The organism is Streptomyces sp. SAT1, assembly GCF_001654495.1.
In the GTDB taxonomy this organism is placed as follows: Bacteria; Actinomycetota; Actinomycetes; order Streptomycetales; family Streptomycetaceae; genus Streptomyces; species Streptomyces andamanensis.
The window spans coordinates 4,390,484-4,410,392 of record NZ_CP015849.1; the positions used below are offsets into that span (position 1 = coordinate 4,390,484).

The 19,909-nt window shown below is 74.7% G+C and carries 11 protein-coding genes and 1 pseudogene; 9 read left to right on the forward strand and 3 right to left on the reverse strand.

Going from position 1 to position 19,909, the window contains the following annotated elements:
• The first annotated feature begins 61 nt into the window (after positions 1-61).
• From A8713_RS19075 to A8713_RS19105, 7 genes and pseudogenes are all read left to right on the forward strand, one after another.
• Positions 62-2,338, forward strand: a complete 2,277-nt coding sequence (locus tag A8713_RS19075) for a serine/threonine-protein kinase (RefSeq protein ID WP_064534721.1) — start codon at positions 62-64, stop codon at positions 2,336-2,338.
• Positions 2,339-2,461: 123 nt separating this feature from the next.
• Positions 2,462-5,533, forward strand: a complete 3,072-nt coding sequence (locus tag A8713_RS19080; protein ID WP_064534723.1) for a protein kinase — start codon at positions 2,462-2,464, stop codon at positions 5,531-5,533.
• Between the two features lie 143 nt (positions 5,534-5,676).
• On the forward strand, positions 5,677-7,554 hold the full coding sequence (locus A8713_RS19085; RefSeq protein WP_064534725.1) for a serine/threonine-protein kinase: 1,878 nt from the start codon (positions 5,677-5,679) through the stop codon (positions 7,552-7,554).
• Positions 7,555-7,648: 94 nt separating this feature from the next.
• On the forward strand, positions 7,649-9,574 hold the full coding sequence (locus A8713_RS19090; RefSeq protein ID WP_064534727.1) for a serine/threonine-protein kinase: 1,926 nt from the start codon (positions 7,649-7,651) through the stop codon (positions 9,572-9,574).
• Positions 9,575-9,642: 68 nt separating this feature from the next.
• Positions 9,643-11,358 carry a serine/threonine-protein kinase gene (locus A8713_RS19095; RefSeq protein ID WP_064534729.1) on the forward strand — a complete coding sequence of 572 codons (1,716 nt, stop codon included), beginning with the start codon at positions 9,643-9,645 and terminating at the stop codon, positions 11,356-11,358.
• Between the two features lie 269 nt (positions 11,359-11,627).
• Positions 11,628-13,240, forward strand: a pseudogene (locus A8713_RS19100) (succinic semialdehyde dehydrogenase).
• 139 nt (positions 13,241-13,379) lie between these two features.
• Positions 13,380-15,203 (forward strand): GMC oxidoreductase, encoded by a 1,824-nt coding sequence (locus tag A8713_RS19105; RefSeq protein WP_064534731.1) that lies wholly within the window; start codon positions 13,380-13,382, stop codon positions 15,201-15,203.
• A gap of 146 nt (positions 15,204-15,349) precedes the next feature.
• On the opposite strand, the gene A8713_RS33615 is transcribed toward A8713_RS19105, so the two are convergent.
• Together A8713_RS33615 and A8713_RS19110 are read right to left on the reverse strand one after the other, a co-directional pair.
• Positions 15,350-15,688, reverse strand: coding sequence for a hypothetical protein (locus tag A8713_RS33615; protein WP_159393108.1), 339 nt, complete (start codon positions 15,686-15,688; stop codon positions 15,350-15,352).
• 442 nt (positions 15,689-16,130) lie between these two features.
• Complete coding sequence (locus A8713_RS19110) at positions 16,131-16,451, reverse strand: chorismate mutase (RefSeq protein WP_064534733.1); 321 nt, start codon at positions 16,449-16,451, stop codon at positions 16,131-16,133.
• Between the two features lie 371 nt (positions 16,452-16,822).
• Here A8713_RS19110 and guaA point away from each other — a divergent pair, with 371 nt between their 5' ends.
• The gene (gene guaA, locus A8713_RS19115) at positions 16,823-18,403 is read left to right on the forward strand and encodes a glutamine-hydrolyzing GMP synthase (protein ID WP_064534734.1); all 1,581 of its coding nucleotides are present in this window, start codon (positions 16,823-16,825) and stop codon (positions 18,401-18,403) included.
• Positions 18,404-18,433: 30 nt separating this feature from the next.
• Here the strand turns inward: guaA and A8713_RS19120 are convergent, their stop codons facing one another.
• Positions 18,434-18,907 carry a pyridoxamine 5'-phosphate oxidase family protein gene (locus tag A8713_RS19120; protein ID WP_064537583.1) on the reverse strand — a complete coding sequence of 158 codons (474 nt, stop codon included), beginning with the start codon at positions 18,905-18,907 and terminating at the stop codon, positions 18,434-18,436.
• Positions 18,908-19,057: 150 nt separating this feature from the next.
• Between A8713_RS19120 and A8713_RS19125 the strand changes: the two genes are divergently transcribed.
• A complete protein-coding gene (locus tag A8713_RS19125; RefSeq protein ID WP_064534735.1) occupies positions 19,058-19,858 on the forward strand; it encodes a class II aldolase/adducin family protein in 801 nt (266 codons plus the stop codon).
• Positions 19,859-19,909 lie beyond the last annotated feature (51 nt).

The following is a 19,909-nucleotide window of genomic DNA, read 5'->3' on the forward strand; positions in this document are numbered from 1 at the left end:
GAGCACTTGTCGCGTGGGGGACAATGGAGCCTCTGTCAGGGCGGGTTGCATGAGGGGACGCATGTCGGAGGCGGAGCGGGCGGGGGCATCCCGTCAGGACACTCGTCAGGACAACAGCGAGCGTCTTCTCGCCGGGCGGTACCGGCTGGGAGACGTGCTCGGCCGGGGCGGCATGGGCACGGTCTGGCGGGCCGAGGACGAGACCCTGGGCCGGACGGTGGCCGTCAAGGAACTGCGGTTCCCGACGAACATCGACGAGGACGAGAAGCGGCGCCTGATCACGCGGACGCTGCGCGAGGCCAAGGCCATCGCGCGGATCCGCAACACCAGCGCCGTGACGGTCTTCGACGTGGTCGACGAGGACGACCGGCCCTGGATCGTGATGGAACTGGTCGAGGGCAAGTCCCTGGCCGAGGTCATCCGCGAGGACGGCCTGCTGGAGCCGAGGCGGGCCGCCGAGGTCGGCCTCGCCGTCCTGGACGTGCTGCGCTCCGCGCACCGCCAGGGCATCCTGCACCGCGACGTGAAGCCGTCCAACGTGCTCATCGCCGAGGACGGCCGGGTCGTGCTCACCGACTTCGGCATCGCCCAGGTCGAGGGCGACCCGTCGATCACCTCCACCGGCATGCTCGTCGGCGCGCCCTCGTACATCTCCCCGGAGCGGGCCCGCGGCCACAAGCCCGGCCCGGCGGCCGACCTGTGGTCGCTCGGCGGCCTGCTGTACGCGGCGGTGGAGGGTTCGCCGCCCTACGACAAGGGCTCGGCGATCGCCACGCTGACCGCGGTGATGACCGAACCGCTGGAGGAGCCCAAGCACGCCGGGCCGCTGCGGGACGTCATCTTCGGCCTCCTCAACAAGGACCCGGCCGAGCGTCTCGACGACGTGGGCGCCCGCGCGATGCTCAACGCCGTCGTCCACGCGCCCGAGCGCGGGGCGGTGGAGCCGGAGCCGCTGGAGGCCACCAAGCTGGTGCCGCTGCCCGCGCAGCCGGACCGGCGCGGGAGCAGGGACGGCGGGAAGAAGAACGGCGGGAGGAAGGGCGGTGCCGCGTCCGGCGCGGCCACCGGCTCCGGTTCCGCTCCCGGGCCCGCCTCCGGTTCGGGTTCCGGCGCGGGCGGCAAGCGGGGCGAGGAGGCGGCCGACCGGCTGCGCGGCGCCCTGCGTTCGGTGCGCAAGGCGGCGGTGGCGGCCGGGTCGGCGACCACGGCGGCCGCGTCCCGCACCAAGCCGTCGGCAGGCACGGCGGGCACGGCGGGCACCGGGGGCACGGCGGGCACCGCGGGCACGCCCGCCGTGGGCGCGGGTCCCACCGCTCCCGGCACCGCCGGGTCCTCGTCCACCGGATCCTCGTCCGCGGGGACCGGTGCCGCCGGAGGCGCGGCCGGGGGTGCGCGGTCCGGCGCGGTCCGGCCGGGTCAGGCGGGTGCGGCGGGTGCTTCCGGCGGGGCGGGCGGTACGGGTGGCGCCGGTGCTTCCTCCGTGTCCGGTGCCGCCGGCCCGGGTGCCGCGCAGGCCGGGCGTGCCGGGACGGGGTGGCCCGTGGTGCCGCCGCCGGACCTGGACCTGCCGCCGCGTCAGGTGCCGAGGGCGCCGCTCACCGACGTGGTGCCGAAGCGGACGCTGGTGATCATCGCGGTGGTCGTCGTGCTCGCGGTGATCGGCACCGTGCTGACCATCGCCTTCAGCGGCGACGACAAGGGATCCGAGGACGGTCGCGGCGGCGCCACGGCGGCCACCGCGGGAGCGGCCGGGAGCGCCACGGCCGACCGCGGCGGGAGCGGCACGAACGGCAAGCAGACCGACTCCGCGACGGGGCAGGGCGGTTCGCCCGCCGCGAGCAGCGGTGCCGGCAAGGGCGCGGCGGGCGGCTCCGACGGCGGCAAGGGCTCCGGGCACGGTTCCGGTGACGACGGCGCCGTCTCGACGTACCAGGGGCAGGGCTTCTCCATCGGGCTGCCCGAGGGCTGGAAGTACAAGACCACCGGTTCCTCCGGGGCCCGCTTCACCGGCCCGCACGGGCAGAAGCTGCTGGTCGCCTGGACGTCGACGCCCAAGGACGACCCCGTGGCCGACTGGAAGAGCCAGGAGGCCTACATGGTGCGCTCCGGCTACCACAAGGTCCGCATCGAGAAGGTGAACTACCGGGAGTGGAACGCCGCCGACTGGGAGTTCACCTACACCGAGGGCGGCACCGGGTACCGGGCGGTGGACCGCGGGTTCGTGGTCGACGACAAGCACGGGTACGCGCTCATGTACACGGCCGAGGCCGCCGACTGGGACGGCGACCTGCGCCGGGACACCTGGCAGACCCTGACGAAGACGTTCGAACCCAAGTGAGATCCGGCTTCCCCTCTTGCGGGTCGCCTCCGGCACGTATCGTGAATGGTTGCGGACCGTGAGCACCGGGAACGGGACGCGTGGCGAACGCATCTGACTGGACGTGCGGCCGGGGGAGGCAACGTGGACGACTACGCGGGCCGGGTGCTCGCCGACCGCTACCGCCTGCCGCTGCCTCCGTCCGACGCGTACGAACTCACCGAGACCCGGGCCTTCGACACCTACAGCGGGCAGGAAGTGCTGCTGCGCCAGGTGCCGTTGCCCGAGGTCGTCGAGGCCGAGGTGCTCGACGCGGACGGGCTGCCCGAGGGGTTCACGGCGCGCGACGGCGTGTTCCGGGGCCCCGGGGCGCTCGGCGGGCGTACGGGACGTACGGTGCCCCCGGCGCGCGCTTCCCGCGCGGAGCCAGGGGCCACGCGCCGGCCGGCCGATCCGGCGGTACGACGGGCGATCGAGGCCGCGCAGGCCGCCGCGCGGATCCCCGACCATCCGCGGCTGGACCAGGTCTTCGACGTGTTCGCGGAGGACGGTTCGCTGTGGATCGCCAGTGAACTGGTCGCCGCCCGGCCGCTGTCGGCGCTGCTGGCCGACCGGCCGCTGACGCCCTACCGCGCTGCCGAGGTCGCCTCCGATCTCCTCATGGCGCTGCGGGTCCTGCACGGCCACGGCTGGGTGCACCGCAACATCACCGCGCGCACCGTCCTGGTCTGCGACGACGGCCGGGTGATGCTGACCGGTCTCGCGGTCGGCGCCGCCGAGGAGGCGCTGTGCGGCTACGACCCGGTGCCCGCGCCGGACGGCGAGGGCGACGCGGCCCGGGAGGGCGGCGGATTCGGCGGGTACGCGGGGTTCGGCGCGGACGGCGGGGAGTCCGGCACGGGGGGCGGGGCCGACGCCCCCGCCGGGCCCGGCGGGATCCGTGACGCGCTGGACGAACGCGGCTACGGCGGGCCGCCGGGCGGGGCCGCTTCCGGTGCTGCTTCCGGAACCGCCTCCGACACCGCTCCCGGTACCGGCTTCGGTGTCGACCCCGAAGCAGCCCGGCGGGCCGCGATCGAGGCGCGGGCGGCCGGTGCGCTGCCGCTGCCCGGCGGCGGGCCGGACAGCGGCGGAGCCGCGGGCGAGCTGGTGCGGTCCACGCCGCCGAGCGGGGACGACATCCGGGCGGCGCGCGCCGGGGCCATCGCCGCCTATCGCGCGGGCGCGCGGGCGGCGGCCCGGGTGCAGGAGGCGCAGCGGGGTGCGCGCGCCGCCCTGCCCGGTGCCCGCCCGCCCGCCGAGGGCGAGAACCGCGCCGCGCCGCCCGGCCAGATCGCCGACCCCTACGGAGTACGCGCCACGCCGCGCCCGGGGGCCGTCGGTGCCGACGACACGCCGCCCGCGGGGGGCGTCCCGCGCCCCGGGAGCACCGAGGACGCCGAGGGGTTCGCGGGTCCGGCAGACGCAGGAGACGCAGGGGACGCGGGAGACGGCGGCGCGCAGGGGCGCCCGGCCCTCCCGCCGTCCGGTTCCCCGGACCCCTGGTGGAGCACGTCCGCCGCCGCTCCGCCCGCCTCCGGGGCGCCCGGCTCCGCCCCCTACGCCCTCGGTCCGGGCGGCCCGGAGCCGTACGCCCTCGGCCGGGGCGCACCGGACCCGTCCGGCCGCGGCCCGTCCAGCCGCGGCCCGTCCGGCGTACCGCCCGAGGACGGCCCGGCCGTCGAGGACGGGCGCACCGGCGCTCCGTACCCGGGCGGCCGGGCAGTGGACGCTCCGGCGACCGGTGACCGTGACCGTGATCGTCACCGTGATCCGTACGGCGGGCCGGCCCCCTCCGGCGGTGCGTACTTCGGCGCCCGGCCCGTCACCGGGGTCCCCGCCGCCCGCGACCCGTACTCCGGCGACCGCCCCGCCCCGGATCGCCCGGCCTCCGACCGGCCGGCCTCCGCCGGGGCCGGGCCGGGGAGCGCGCTGGCCGCCGAGCGGGCGCGGCAGGCGCGGATGACCGTGGTGGGGCCGGTGACCGAGCGCTGGGCGCCGGAACAGGCCGGGCCCGTGCACGCGAACTGGCAGCTGGCCGCGCCGATCGGGCCCGCCACCGACCTGTGGGCGCTGGGCGCGCTGCTCTTCCGCGCCGTGCAGGGGCACGCGCCCTATCCGGAGGAGTCGACCGCCGAACTGGTGCAGCTGGTGTGCGCGGAGCCGCCCGCCTTCGCCGAGGAGTGCGGCGCGCTGCGCCCGGTCGTGGAGTCGCTGCTGCGTCAGGACCCCACCGAACGGCTGGACTTCGAGGAGCTGGGCGGCTGGCTGCGTTCGCTGGTGCGGTCCGCGCCCGAGCCGGAGGCCGGCGCGCACGTCGTGGCCGCGCCGCCCGCCGACCCGAAGCGGCTGCCGATCGTGCGGCGCCGCGGCGAACTGGTGCGCAGGCGCCGCGCCGGGCTGCCCGCCCACCACGGGCGGCACAAGCGGGGCGGGCGGGAGGGCCGTTCGCCGCGCAGCCTGGGGCGGATCCTGCTGTTGCTGGTGCTGCTCCTGCTGGCCGGGGCGGTCGCGTTCGCCATGCTGTTCCTGCCGAAGTCCGACCGGGACACCGGCGGCGGGCGGCCGGACACCGGCCGGACGGGCGGGGCGAGCGACGCCCCCGCGCCCCCGGACGGCTCGCGCGCGAGCGGCACCCCCGGCGGCGGGCGGAGCGCGGCGGACGGCGGCGGCAGCCCCTCGCAGTCCTCCGGCGCGGCCGAGACGCAGACCACCGGCGCGGGCGTGCCCGGCGGCTTCACGGTGCGCAAGGACGCCGCCGGGTTCCGGATAGCCGTCGCGAGCGGCTGGAACCGCACCCCGGGCAACGACCGGGGCCAGGTGGTCTACTCCCGGGGCGACTTCGAGCTGATCGTGGTGCCCGGACGGGACACCGCGAAGCGGTACGGCGGCGATCCGATGGTCTACCAGCGCGAGGACGAGTACGAGTTGCGGGACTACCGCGACTCCAGCTGGGCCACCTCCTCCGGGCTGCGGACCACCCAGGTCGGCGGGAGGACCATGGCCGAGGGGCAGTTCACCTGGAGCGCGGGCGGGCGGCAGCTCTTCGTGCGCAACCTCGCCCTGCTCCTGGACGGCCGCTACCACGTGGTGCAGGTGCGGGGCCCGGAGTCCCAGCGGGACCAGGTGGACAAGCTGTACGAACAGGCCACGGCGACCTACCGGTACACCGGCTGAGGCGCCGCCGCCCCCGCGTTCCCGCACCTGGGGGAAGCGACAACTGTCACAGTGCGGTTTCTGGGCACCCCCACCGGTTCCCTGCCGGAGGGGCGGTCCCTAGTCTGGGCCTGTCAAGAACATTGCGGGGAAACGTGAATCAGATGCAGGGCCAGCTGCTCGCGGGCCGCTACCGGCTCGCCGACGCCATCGGCAGCGGCGGTATGGGCCGGGTCTGGCGCGCGCACGACGAGGTGCTGCACCGGGCCGTGGCGATCAAGGAGTTGACCGCCGCGCTGTACGTCGCGGAGAGCGACCAGGCGGTCCTGCTCGCGCGCACCCGTGCCGAGGCGCGCGCGGCGGCACGGATCAACCACTCCGCCGTGGTCACCGTGCACGACGTGCTCGAACACGACGGCCGCCCGTGGATCGTGATGGAGCTGGTCGAGGGCCAGTCGCTGGCGGACGCGGTCAAGGAGCGCGGCCGGGTGGAACCGGCCGAGGCCGCCCGCGTCGGCCTGTGGGTGCTGCGCGCCCTGTGCGCCGCGCACGCGGCCGGCGTTCTGCACCGCGACGTCAAACCCGGCAACGTCCTGCTCTCCCAGGACGGCCGGGTCCTGCTCACCGACTTCGGCATCGCCCAGATCGAGGGCGACACCACCATCACCCGCACCGGAGAGGTCGTCGGCTCGGTCGACTACCTCGCCCCCGAGCGGGTGCGCGGCCATGACCCGGGCCCGTCCTCCGACCTGTGGGCGCTGGGCGCCACGCTGTACACGGCGGTCGAGGGCCTGTCGCCGTTCCGCCGCACCTCGCCGCTGACCACCATGCAGGCCGTCGTCGACGAGGAGCCCCGCGAGACGCGGCACGCCGGTGTGCTCGCGCCCGTCATCACCGCGCTGCTGCGCAAGGACCCGGCGGCCCGGCCGGACGCGGCCACGGCCGAGCGGATGCTGGCGGAGGCCGCCGAGGGGCGGCGCTCCACCCACGCGCAGGCGTACATCCCCACCCAGTACACCGGGCAGCCGTCCCCGCACACCGCGGGCTCCGGCGGGACGGGCGGCCATCAGGGCGACCCGGGCACGCACGGGACCACCGGCTCGGGCACGCACGGGACCGCGGGGCCCTACGCGGGCACCGGAGCGCACGGCACGGGCGCGTACGGCGGCACGGGAGCGCACGGGAGCGCGGGCGTACCGTTCGACGGCACCGGCACCCCGGCCGGCGGCACGTACCCCGGTTACCGGCCCGGCGCGACCGGGAGCTCCACCGTCGTCCCCGGCGCCGTCCCGGTCTCCCACCACCCGGCGACCGCGCAGACCCCCGTCGGATCCCCGGCGGCGGGCGGCAGCGGCGGTGACGCGCGGCCGCGGTCCACGGGCCGGCGGCTGCGCAACGCCGCCCTCGTGGTGGTCCTCGCCGCGGTCATCGGCGGCGGCACCGCCGTGGTGCTCCAGGAGTGGGGGCCCGGCAGCCGGACGGAGGCGGGGGGTTCCGGCCCGGCGCTGCCATCGTTGTCCGCGACGGCCCCCTCGCCGACGCCCCGCAGGACCAAGCCCTCGACCGACAGCATCCCGGCCGGCTGGAAGCGGGTCACGGACCCGTACGGCTTCAGCATCGCCCTGCCCGGCGACGACTGGAAGCGGGTGGTGTCCAACCAGGCCCTGCGCCAGGTCGACTACACCCCGGACGGCGGCAAGCACTTCATCCGCGTCGCGGTCACCGAGTCGCCGGAGTTCCCCAGCGCGTACGACCACCAGAAGGACCTGGAGGAGCAGTTGCGGCGGCTGGTCGACTACCGGCGGGTGATGCTGGAGAAGGACACCTTCCGCGACCGTCCGGGCGCGCTGTGGGAGTACTCCTGGACGGCGCTGCCCAAGGACACCGCGTTCCCCGGCCCGCGGCACGCCATCGAGGAGACGTACTTCTCCCGCTCGGGTGTCGAGTACGCGATCTACATGTCCTCGCCCGAGGCGAGCTGGCCGGTCACCCGCAGTCAGTTCAAGTCGGTGCTCCAGAGCTGGCGGCCCGGCACCGACTGACCGCCGCCGGCCGGACACGAAGGCCTGATCAGATCCCCTTCTTGGCCGGTCGGCGTGCCGGAAGCCGGGCGTCCGATGCGGCATGATGGGGCGTATGGGGACCGAGGGGGACGACTTCCGTGTGGTAGCGGGACGTTACCGCCTGGAGGCGCGGATCGGGCGCGGCGGCATGGGCGTCGTCTGGCGGGCGACCGATCAGCTGCTGGGACGGCGGGTCGCGGTCAAGGAACTCCCGTTCGACGAGACCCTGTCCGCCGAGGAGGCCCGCCAACTGCGCGACCGTACGCTGCGGGAGGCGCGCGCGGTCGCCCAGCTGCGGCACCCGCACGTCATCGTCGTCCACGACGTCGCTGAGCAGGACGGGCGGCCGTACATCGTCATGGAGCTGATCGAGGGCGGTTCGCTCGCCGACCGGATCGCCGCCGACGGGCCGGTGGGCGCCGCCGAGGCCGCCCGCATCGGCATCGCGCTGCTGGGCGCGCTGGGCACCGCGCACGCGGCCGGTGTGCTGCACCGCGACCTCAAACCGGCGAACGTCCTGGTGGAGTCCGGCACCGACCGCGTCGTCCTCACCGACTTCGGCATCGCCCAGGTGGCGGGCGCCCCCACGCTCACCGAGACCGGGGCCTTCGTCGGCTCCCCGGAGTACACCGCGCCCGAGCGGATGTCCGGCGTGGGGACCGGCCCGCAGTCCGACCTGTGGTCGCTGGGCGCGCTGCTGTGCACGGTGCTCAGCGGTGCCTCGCCGTTCCGGCGCGACTCGCTGGGCGGGATCATGCACGCGGTCGTCCTCGACGAGATCCGGCCGCCCGCCGAGGCGGAGCCGATCCTGCCCGTCGTACGCGGGCTGCTGGAGCGCGATCCCGAGCGGCGGCTGACGGCGGACGAGGCCGAGCGGATGCTGCGCGCCTTCCTGGACTCCGGGCGTACGCCGGGACAGGCCCCGGACAGCTCCGCGCCGCACCAGGGCGACACGCCCCGACAGTCCCGTGCCCCGCGTCCGTCGCTGCCGTCCTTGCCGTCCCTCCCGTCTCTGCCGTCGCTGTCCGCGCTGTCGCCGCGGTCGTTGCGGGGCTCCAAGGGGGCTCGCTCGGCGGGGTCCACGGCGTCTTCGGCGTCTTCGGCGTCCGCGGGGTCCGCTGTGTCCTCCGGGTTCTCCGAGCCGCCGTCCCCGGCGGAGCCGCCCGCGTTCCCGTCGCCGCTGCCGGCTCCGACCCCGGCCCTGACACCGCCGCCGCGGGCGGGGCGCGCGGGCGGGGCGCCGTCCGGTCCGCCCGCGCGGCTCTCCACCCGGGGTGTGCTGATCGCGGCGCTGCTGGTCGCCGCGGTGGCCGGGGCGGGGGTGTCCGCGGTGACGCTGCTGATGAACGGCGACCGCGACGGCGGCGGTACGCCCGCCAGTTCGGCGCCGGGGCACGGTCCGGGCGCCTCCGCGGGCACCTCGGCGGGCCCGGCGACCGGAACCGCCTCCGCCACGGCCCCCGCCTCCACGTCCCCGACGCCCTCGTCCGGTGCGCACGCCACCCCCACGCGGACCCGCCCCGCCACGGGCGCCGACGCCCCCTCCGCGCCCTCGGGCTACCACCTGGCGCAGGACCCGGCCGGTTTCTCCGTCGCCGTACCGGACGGCTTCGCGCGCTCGCCGCAGGGCGCGCGGATCTTCTATCTCTCGCCGGGCGGGACCTTCCGCCTCGGCATCAAGGCGGCGGCGCCGGAGCGGGGCGGCCCGCTCGCGGTGATGCGCCGCGCCGACGCCGGCGGCCCGTCCAGCAACCCCGGCTACCACGACGGCCAGGTCACGGCCACCACGCACGGCGGACACCCCGCCGCCCTCTGGGAGTTCACCTGGAGCGGCTTCAGCGCGGCGGAGGGCGCCCGGCACACCTACGACCTGTGCTGGGAGCAGGACGGGCGGATGTACGACGTGTGGCTCTCGGCACCGGTCGGGAAGGTGCGCGAGGCCAGGGAGTACTTCGACGTCGCCGTGGACACCTTCGTGCCCGGACGCGACAGACCCTAGGTCACGGGTCTGTGACCGCCCCGCATCCGCGGTGGAGTCCCGGGCGCCCCTCGCGATATGGATGGACCATGAGCGACAACGGGGGAGCCCAGCACGAGCCGTACGCACCGTACGAGCCCCACGAATCCACGAGCAGCTTCGTCCTGCGGCCACCGGATCCGCAGCCTCGGGTGCCGCACCCGCAGAATCCTTACGCCGCCCCGACCGCCCCGGCCGCCCCGGTCGCACCAGCCACCCCGGTGCCCCCCGCGTTCCCGGCGGCCCCGCCGGCCCACGTCCCGGCCCAGGCCCCCGACCCCGGTACCGGCCGGCTGATCGCCGGCCGCTACCGGCTGCTGGCCAAGCTGGGACACGGCGGTATGGGCACGGTGTGGCGGGCCGAGGACGAGACGGTGGACCGCGAGGTCGCCGTCAAGGAGCCCCGCGTCCCCGAGCACCTGCCCGAGCGGGAACGGGCCAACGCCTTCGAGCGGATGCGCCGCGAGGCGCGCGCCGCCGCCCGGCTCGACCACCCGGCCGTCGTCAACGTGCACGACGTGGCCGTCGTCGACGGGCAGCCGTGGATCGTGATGGAACTGGTCCGGGGCCGCTCGCTCGGCGCCGCCCTCCAGGAGGGCACCCTGGACGCGCGCGAGGCGGCCCGCGTCGGCCTGGAGGTGCTCGGCGCCCTGGAGGCCGCGCACGCCGCGGGCATCCTGCACCGGGACGTCAAGCCGGACAACATCCTGCTCGGCCGGCACGGCCGGACCGTGCTCACCGACTTCGGCATCGCCCAGATCGAGGGCGAGACCAGTCTGACCGACACCGGCGGCTTCGTCGGCTCGCCCGAGTACATCGCGCCGGAGCGCGTGCTGGGGCAGCGGCCCGGCCCGGCCAGCGACCTGTGGTCCCTCGGCGTGGTGCTGTACGCGGCCACCGAGGGCGTCTCGCCGTTCCGCCGCAGCAACACCCCGGCCACCCTCCAGTCGGTCCTGAACGCCGCCCCGGCGCCGCCCGCCGCCGCGCCCGGCCCGCTCGCCGAGGCCATCACCGCCCTGCTGCGCAAGGATCCCGCCCAGCGCCCGGACGCCGCCCGGGTCCGCGCCCTGCTGACGGCCGCCGCCGCGCCGCCCGTGCCGGCGCCCACCCAGGAGGTCCGGTACGTCGAGCGTCCCCGGCGCGGGATCCGCCTGGGCCGTACGGCCTGGCTCGGGCTGGGCGCGGCGGTCGTGGTGGGCGCGATGGCCGCCTACCTGGCGGTCGCGCGGCCGTTCGCGGGGCCGCTGCCGGACGGCTGGACGACCCACCAGGAGAAGGACGTCGCGGCGACGCTCGCCGTGCCCGCCGACTACCAGCGCACCCTGCCCGACCGGAAGTCCGACGACGGCCACTGGGTGACGTACACGGACTGGAGCGGCAGCGTGTGGGTGACGCTGTCGCTGGCCAGGCAGGCGGAGGACAAGAGCCACGAGATAGCGGGCTCGGCCGCGGCCGAGATGTACCAGGACGACGCCGAGTTCAAGAAGCGCGGCGACTACGGTCTCGACATGCCCGCGGACGCGCGGACCGCCCCCGACGACAACGCGACGTTCCACGGGCGCAAGGCCGCCGGGAACACGGTCGTCTACACCACCGACGACTCGCAGCACCCGCGCCCGCGCGAGGTGCGGGTCTTCTACTACCGCACCGGCGGCGGCGACATGTACCGGCTCACCGTGGGCTACCCCGGCAAGGGCGACTTCACCGAGCGGGGCCGGGAGGTGGCCCGGACGGCGATCGCCCAGCTGGACGTCGACACGCTGTGAGCCGGTGACGGCCGCGGGCGCGCGCGTGCGCTGCCGGAGCGGGATGCGCGGGGCGGGAGCGGGGTGCGCGCGGCGGGAGGGGGATGTGCGAGACGCGAGCGGGATGTGCGGGGCGGGAGCCGGGCGTGCGTCGGGCGTGCGCCGCGGGCGGGAAAAGAGCCCTGATCAGCGGGTTTGTTGCCAGTGATCGCTGGCGGCATGTGTGCGGTCGGTGAAACCCCGTTACCGACGGGTACACAAACCCGCGGCCACGTCATACCCTGCCGTTCATGACGGACGCGCAGGCCCCGGCACAGACCGGCACGAATCCTTCGGCCCCCGCCCCCGCGGGCGCCCGTACCGCCGCGGACGTGGTGACCCCCGAGCTGGTCGCCCGGCTCACCAAGGGCGTCACCGGATCGGGCCGGACCGCCAACCACACTCCGTTCACCGGCGAGAAGCTCGCCGACCTGCCCGAGTCCACCCCGAGGACGTCGCCCTCGCCTTCGAGCGGGCCCGCGCCGCGCAGGACGTCTGGGCGCGCACCCCCGTGCGGCGGCGCGCCGACGTCCTGCTCCGCTTCCACGACCTGGTGCTCGCCCGGCAGGCCGAGGTGCTGGACCTGATCCAGCTGGAGACCGGCAAGGCCCGGCTGCACGCGCACGAGGAGGTGCAGGCGGTCGCCGTCGCCGCCCGGCACTACGGCCGCCGGGCCGCCGCGTATCTGCGGCCCAAGCGGCACACCGGCGCGATCCCGGTGCTGACCAAGGTCACCGAACTGCGCCACCCGCGCGGTGTCGTCGGCCAGATCGCCCCCTGGAACTACCCGCTGGAGCTGTCCGTCGGCGACGCGCTGCCCGCCTTCGCCGCGGGCAACGCGGTGGTGATGAAGCCGGACACCGAGACCTGTCTGACCGCGCTGTGGGCCCGCGACCTGCTCATCGAGGCCGGACTGCCCGCCGAGGTGTTCCAGGTCGTCATCGGCGAGGGCCCGGTGGTCGGCCCGGCCGTCGTCCGGCACGCCGACTACGTCTCCTTCACCGGCTCCACCCGCACCGGCCGCGAGGTCGCCCAGGGCGCCGCGGCCCGCCTGGTCGGCGTCTCCCTCGAACTCGGCGGCAAGAACGCCATGCTGGTCCTCCAGGACGCCGACGTCGAGAAGGCGGCGGCCGGCGCGGTCCGCGCCTGCTTCTCCTCCGCCGGGCAGCTGTGCATCTCCATCGAGCGGCTGTACGTCCACGAGGCGGTCGCGGACGCGTTCCTGGAGCGCTTCGTCGCCCGCACGAAGGCGATGCGGCTCGGCACCTCCCTGGCGTACGGCGCCGACATGGGCTCGCTGGTGGGCGAGCGCCAGTTGGAGACCGTCACCCGGCACGTGGAGGAGGCCGTCGCCAAGGGCGCCACGGTGCTGGCCGGCGGCGTCGCCCGCCCGGACCTAGGCCCGTACTTCTTCGAGCCGACCGTCCTCGCCGGTGTCGAGGCCCCGATGGCGGTGTGCACCGAGGAGACCTTCGGGCCGGTCGTCTCCGTCCACCGCTTCTCCGACGTGGACGAGGCCGTCGGGCACGCCAACTCCACGCCGTACGGCCTGAACTCGTCGGTGTGGACCAGGGACGCCCGCCGCGGCCGGGAGATCGCCGCCCGGCTGCGCACCGGCACCGTCAACATCAACGAGGGGTACGCGCCCGCCTACGGCAGCGCCCAGTCACCGATGGGCGGCATGAAGGACTCCGGTCTCGGCCGCCGGCACGGCTCCGAGGGCATCCTCAAGTACACCGAGGCGCAGACCGTCGCCCACCAGCGGCTGCTGCCCATGGCCCCGTCGCTCGGCATGGACGACGAGGGGTACGCCGCGTTCATGACCCGCAGCCTGAAGGCGATGAAGGCCCTCCGGCTCCGCTAGGCCCTCCGGCTCCGCTGGGCCCTCCGGCTCCGCTGGGCCCTCCGGCTCCGCTGGGCCCTCCGGCTCCGCTGGGCCCGCCGGAGCTGCCAGGCCGAGGCCCTGCCGTCCCCGACCCATCCGTTCTCGACGAGGAGAGCACGTGTCGCAGGAGAACTCCGTCCCCGAGCAGGACGAAGCGGCGTACGACGAAGCGGCGTACGACTACGACGTCATCGTCGTGGGTTCCGGGTTCGGCGGGTCCGTCTCCGCGCTCCGCCTGACCGAGAAGGGCTACCGCGTCGGCGTCCTGGAGGCGGGCCGCCGCTTCACCCGCAAGAGCCTGCCGAAGAACTCCTGGGACCTGAAGAACTACCTGTGGGCCCCGAAGCTCGGCCTGTACGGCATCCAGCGCATCCATCTGCTGGGCAACGTCATGGTGCTGGCCGGCGCCGGGGTCGGCGGCGGCTCCCTCAACTACGCCAACACCCTCTACGTACCGCCGAAGCCCTTCTTCGAGGACCCGCAGTGGCGGGACATCACCGACTGGCAGGAGGAGCTGGCGCCCTACTACGACCAGGCCCGGCGCATGCTGGGCGTCCGGCTGAACCCGACGATGACCCCCTCCGACGTGCATCTGAAGGCGGCGGCGCAGCGCATGGGCGTCGGCGACACCTTCCACATGGCGCCGGTCGGGGTGTTCTTCGGCGACGGCGAGGACGCCGACGGCACCGCCAAGGCGCGGCCGGGTCAGCAGGTCGCCGACCCCTACTTCGGCGGGGCCGGGCCGGACCGCAGGGCCTGCGTCGAGTGCGGCGAGTGCATGACGGGCTGCCGGCACGGCGCGAAGAACACGCTCAACGAGAACTACCTGCACCTCGCCGAGAAGGCGGGCGCGGTGGTCCACCCGATGACGACGGTCGTCTCCGTCACCGACGACTCACGGGGCGGCTACGCGGTCGCCACGCTCCCGACCGACGACCGGAAGAAGGGCGCGGGCCGCGTTCTCACCGCCCGCCGGGTGGTCCTGGCCGCCGGCACCTACGGCACCCAGACCCTGCTGCACCGCATGAAGGCGGGCCGTCAGCTCCCGTACCTCTCCGAGCGGCTCGGCGAGCTGACCCGCACCAACTCCGAGGCGCTGGTGGGCGCGCAGACCGACAACCGGCGCTACCGCGCGGTGACCGGCCAGGCGCGGCCCGACTTCACCCGCGGCGTCGCCATCACCTCGTCCTTCCACCCCGACGAGAACACCCACATCGAGCCGGTCCGCTACGGCAAGGGCTCCAACTCGATGGGCGGCCTGTCCATCCTCCAGGTGCCGTTCGCGGACGGCGGTTCGCGGGTCGCGGCCTGGCTGGCGAACGCCGCCCGCCATCCGCTGCTCGTCCTGCGCTCGCTGTCCAACCGCCGCTGGTCGGAACGTTCCATCATCGGCCTGGTCATGCAGTCCCTGGACAACTCCCTGACGACGTACCTGAAACCGGACGGCGTCGGCAAGGGCCTGCTCACCGCCCGCCAGGGCCACGGCGCACCCAACCCCAAGCAGATCAAGGCCGCCACCGAGGGCGCCTCCGCGCTCGCCGCCGAGATCAACGGCTTCGCCGGTTCCAACGTGGGCGAGCTGATGGGCACCCCGCTCACCGCGCACTTCCTCGGCGGCTGCCCCATCGGCGACTCGCCCGAGACCGGTGTCATCGACCCGTACCACCGGCTGTACGGCCACCCCGGCATCTCGGTCGTGGACGGCGCAGCGGTCTCCGCGAACCTGGGCGTCAACCCGTCGCTGACCATCACCGCCCAGGCCGAACGCGCGATGTCGTACTGGCCGAACAAGGGCGAGGCCGACCCGCGTCCGGCGCAGGGCGCGGCCTACGAGCGGCTGAAGCCGGTGGAGCCGCGCGAACCGGCGGTCCCGGCCGGTGCGTTCGGCGCGCTGCGGCTGCCGTTCCTGGGCATACCCGCGGTGCCGCCGAAGAAGAAGTAGCACGCTCCGGAAGAAGCGGCGGGGAATGAGAAGGACCCGCGGCGCCCCTCCTGGAGCGGGCAACGAGAAGGACCCGCGGCCCCTCCTCGGCGCCGCTCTGCGGGCGCTGGCCGCCGGAGGGCTGCTCACCGCTCCCGGGCTCGGCGTCACCGGGGTCGCCGTCGGGGCTGCCGGGCTTGAGGAACAGGTACTCCAGCAGCGCGTAGGTGCTCAGCCAGTCCTTCTCGTTCTCGCTCATCCTCGTTCTCGCTCATCGATTCGTCGTCGACGAGGGCGAGCCACTGCACCTGGCCCGGGGGCCGGTCGCTGTGGTTGGACGCGGTGAGCGCGAAGGGGTGCCAGCCGCTGCCCGCGACGATCTCGCCGGGCAGTCCGGAGACGGCGATCGTCAGCCGCGAGTCGGCGTCCAGGTCGTCGTCGGCGCACGGGGACGGGGGCCCACGGGGACGGGGGCCCACGGCGTCCACCGAGGAGCCGACCGGCACCCGATCCGTCCGCGGCTCTCACCCGTACGGTGCGGGTGCGTGACCGCGAAGGGCCCCGCGTCGTTGGTCGGGGTGGCCGTGCCAGCCAGGGACGGCCACGAAGGAAACCACGCGTGGCTCTCCGGGGCGGTGTGACGTACGGATCGTACCGTGCGTCGTGGGACCCCGCTCCGGGGACGTGACCGGACGGCAGGGGACAGCAGCCCGGTCACCCGGGTGACGGTCGGTTCCGGGGACGCCCGGGACCGACCGCGCTCATGTGCGGCGCGGGTGCCGCGGAGATCATGGGGGACGCGGACCCTGCGGAGATCCCGCAACCTCCGTACCGCGTGATCCGCGGTACGCCGGAGTTCCCGAGGTCTTCATGAAGCTCCGCCGCGCCCTGGCCCTGGCCGCCACGACGGCCGCGATGGCCCCGCCGGCCCCGCTGTCGGCGTCCGGGTCAGACCGTGCCGCGGCACAGCTCCAGCAGGGTCATCGCCAGGCTGGTGCCCGGCCTGCCGAGGGCGTCGCGGTAGCGGCCGAGGATCTCCATCTCGCGGGAGAGGTGGACGCGCCGCCCGCCCGAGCCGATCCGGGCCTTCTGGACGACGGCCGACACCGCCATCCGTTCCTGGACCAGGCCCAGGATCCGGTCGTCGAGCGCGTCGATGCGTTCGCGCGCGTCGGTGATGACGCCCGCGGCCTCGGCGGAGCGGGCACCGGTCGCATCGGTAGCGGTAGCGGTCGGGGTCGGGGTCGTGGTCGCGGCGGTGGTGGTCATCGCGGGGCTCCTCGCTGTGGTGGCGGTGCCCCGGAGCGGCAAGGACCGGGTGGAACGCCAGACGCCCCGGGCCTTGTCGGCCCGGGGCGCCTGGGAAGTCGCTCGTCAGTGGCTCAAGCAACACGACCATGGCAGCCGGCGGGCCGGGTGCCATAGGTAAAGACGAAGGTCGCGGAGTGCGTGAGCATGGCGCCAGTATGCCGTGGCGCCGGACGGCGTCCAAGCCGGTTCGCATGCTGAGACGTCCCGTCCGGGCAGCGTGCGGACGGGCCGCCCGCCGAGGCGTTCGTGCGCGCGGGGCGGGTCCCGTCGGCACCTCGGTAGAATCGCAGGTACACCGACCCGCCCGTCCCACCGCCGGAAGGCACCCCGTGTCATCAGCGACTCCCGCTGCCGCCGCCCCCGACACCGTCCTGGTCGTCGACTTCGGTGCGCAGTACGCCCAGCTCATCGCCCGTCGCGTCCGTGAGGCCCGGGTCTACAGCGAGATCGTGCCGAGCACCATGCCGGTGGCGGAGATGCTCGCCAAGAACCCGGCGGCGATCATCCTCTCCGGCGGCCCCTCCTCGGTCTACGAGGAAGGCGCCCCCCGCCTGGACCGCGCGCTCTTCGAGTCCGGCGTCCCCGTCTTCGGAATGTGCTACGGCTTCCAGCTGATGGCGCAGCTCCTCGGCGGCACCGTCGACAACTCCGGCGCGCGCGAGTACGGCCGCACCGGGCTCGCCGTGTCCAAGCCGTCCTCCACCCTCTTCGAGGGCACCCCGGCCGAGCAGGCCGTGTGGATGTCGCACGGCGACGCCTGCTCCGCCGCCCCCGAGGGCTTCACCGTCACGGCCTCCACGGACGTCGTCCCGGTCGCCGCCTTCGAGAACGACGACAAGAAGCTCTACGGCGTCCAGTACCACCCCGAGGTCATGCACTCCACGCACGGCCAGCAGGTGCTGGAGCACTTCCTGTACCGCGGCGCCGGTCTCACCCCCTCCTGGACCACGGGCAACGTGATCGAGGAGCAGGTCGCCGCCATCCGCGAGCAGGTCGGCGACAAGCGCGCCATCTGCGGCCTGTCCGGCGGCGTGGACTCCGCGGTCGCCGCCGCCCTCGTCCAGAAGGCCATCGGCTCCCAGCTGACCTGCGTCTACGTCGACCACGGCCTGATGCGCAAGGGCGAGACCGAGCAGGTCGAGAAGGACTTCGTGGCCGCCACCGGCGTCCAGCTGAAGGTCGTCGACGCCGAGGAGCGCTTCCTCACCGCGCTCAAGGGCGTCTCGGACCCCGAGGAGAAGCGGAAGATCATCGGCCGCGAGTTCATCCGGGTCTTCGAGCAGGCCCAGGCCGAGATCATCGCGGACGAGGGCCCGGCGGTCGAGTTCCTGGTGCAGGGCACCCTCTACCCGGACGTCGTCGAGTCCGGCGGCGGCACCGGCACCGCCAACATCAAGTCGCACCACAATGTCGGCGGCCTGCCCGAGGACCTGGAGTTCCGGCTGATCGAGCCGCTGCGCAAGCTGTTCAAGGACGAGGTCCGCATGGTCGGCCAGGAGCTCGGCCTGCCGGAGGAGATCGTCCAGCGCCAGCCCTTCCCCGGCCCCGGCCTCGGCATCCGCATCGTCGGCGAGGTCACCAAGGAGCGCCTGGACCTGCTGCGCGAGGCCGACGCCATCGCCCGCGAGGAGCTGACCGCGGCCGGTCTCGACCGCGACATCTGGCAGTGCCCGGTGGTCCTGCTCGCGGACGTCCGCAGCGTCGGCGTCCAGGGCGACGGCCGCACCTACGGTCACCCGATCGTGCTGCGCCCGGTCTCCAGCGAGGACGCCATGACCGCCGACTGGTCGCGGCTGCCGTACGAGGTGCTGGGCCGGATCTCCACCCGGATCACCAACGAGGTCCGCGACGTCAACCGCGTCGTCCTCGACGTGACGAGCAAGCCGCCGGGCACCATCGAGTGGGAGTGACCCCCGCTCTGTAAGTGCCCCCTGTGGGGGTCAGGTCCGCCGGAGGGTCCGCACCGGCTCTCCGGGCCGGAAGACCTGGACGACCAGATACCGGTCGTCCTCGACGGAGGTCCGCACGACCTCCGTCAGCTCGGTGCGGAAGAGGTGGAACGGCTGCGGCGGTTCCACCTCTTTCACATACGCCCCCTTCGTCTCCGGATCCGTCACCTCGAACGCCCGCCCGCCGATCCGCACATCGCCGCCGCCCATCGCGGTGCCGGGACCCGGATTCGCCTGGAGCGCGAACCGCGGGTCCCGCAGCAGATCGCGTGCCTTCAGCGAGTCCGGCATCATGCCGAGCCACAGCTCTCCGTGCAGGAACCGCACCTCCAGGCCGCTGGTCCGGGGCGTACCGTCCGCGCGCAGCGTGACGAGCACGTGGTGCCGGAAGGCGCCGAAGCGCCCCTCGGCCAGTGCGGCAAGGTCGGGTTCCGTCGCGGCGAAAGCCGCCCAGTTCGTCGCCATGCCGGTGAGTGTGGCGCGGAAACCGGACATCTCCTGTCGGGTATGGGACAGGGGCGGCCGGGTGCGCGGCATCTTCACGAACGAGCGCTGCCATTCCCGGCCGCCCCCGGGTACTTTCCGCCCGTACACCGATCACCCGCCGGAGGACCCATGCACGGCCGCGGCCCCACTCCGCCCCCGCCCCTGCCCACCGACAGGCTGCGCTTCGCCATGCCGCCGATGCACGAGTCGGCGGAGGACGAACGCCGACACCGCAAGGAACGGCTCGCGGGCGCACTGCGGATCTTCGGCCGGTACGGCTTCGAGGACGGCGTCTCGGGCCACATCACCGCCCGCGACCCCGAGTTCAGCGACTGCTTCTGGGTCAATCCCTTCGGCATGCCCTTCGCGCACGTCACCGTGAGCGACCTCGTGCTCGCCAACCAGGACGGCCAGGTCATCGAGGGCGGCCACCACGTCAACCAGGCCGCCTTCACCGTGCACGCCCAGGTGCACGCGGCCCGGCCGGACGTGGTCGCCGTCGCCCACTGCCACTCCGTGCACGGCCGCGCCCTGGCCGCCCTCGGCGAACTCCTCGACCCGCTCACCCAGGAGAGCTGCGCCTTCTACGAGGACCACGCCCTCTACGACACCTACACCGGTGTCGTCGTCGACGCGGAGGAGGGCCGCCGGATCGCGGACACCCTCGGCTCCCGCAAGGCGCTGGTGCTGCGCAACCACGGTCTGCTGACGGTCGGCGACTCGGTGGACGCCGCCGCCTGGTGGTTCCTCTCCATGGAACGCTCCGCCCAGGTGCAGCTGACCGCCCGCGCGGCGGGCCGCCCGGTCCTCATCGACCACCGGGCGGCGGTGTCGACCCGCGAACAGCTCGGCGGCGACCTCGTGGCCTGGATCAACTACCAGCCCCTGTGGCAACAGGTCAGCCGCGCCGAACCCGACCTGCTGAGCTGATCCCCGCAGCGTCAATGCGACGCCTCGCGCTTCACCCTTCCGGACCGGACC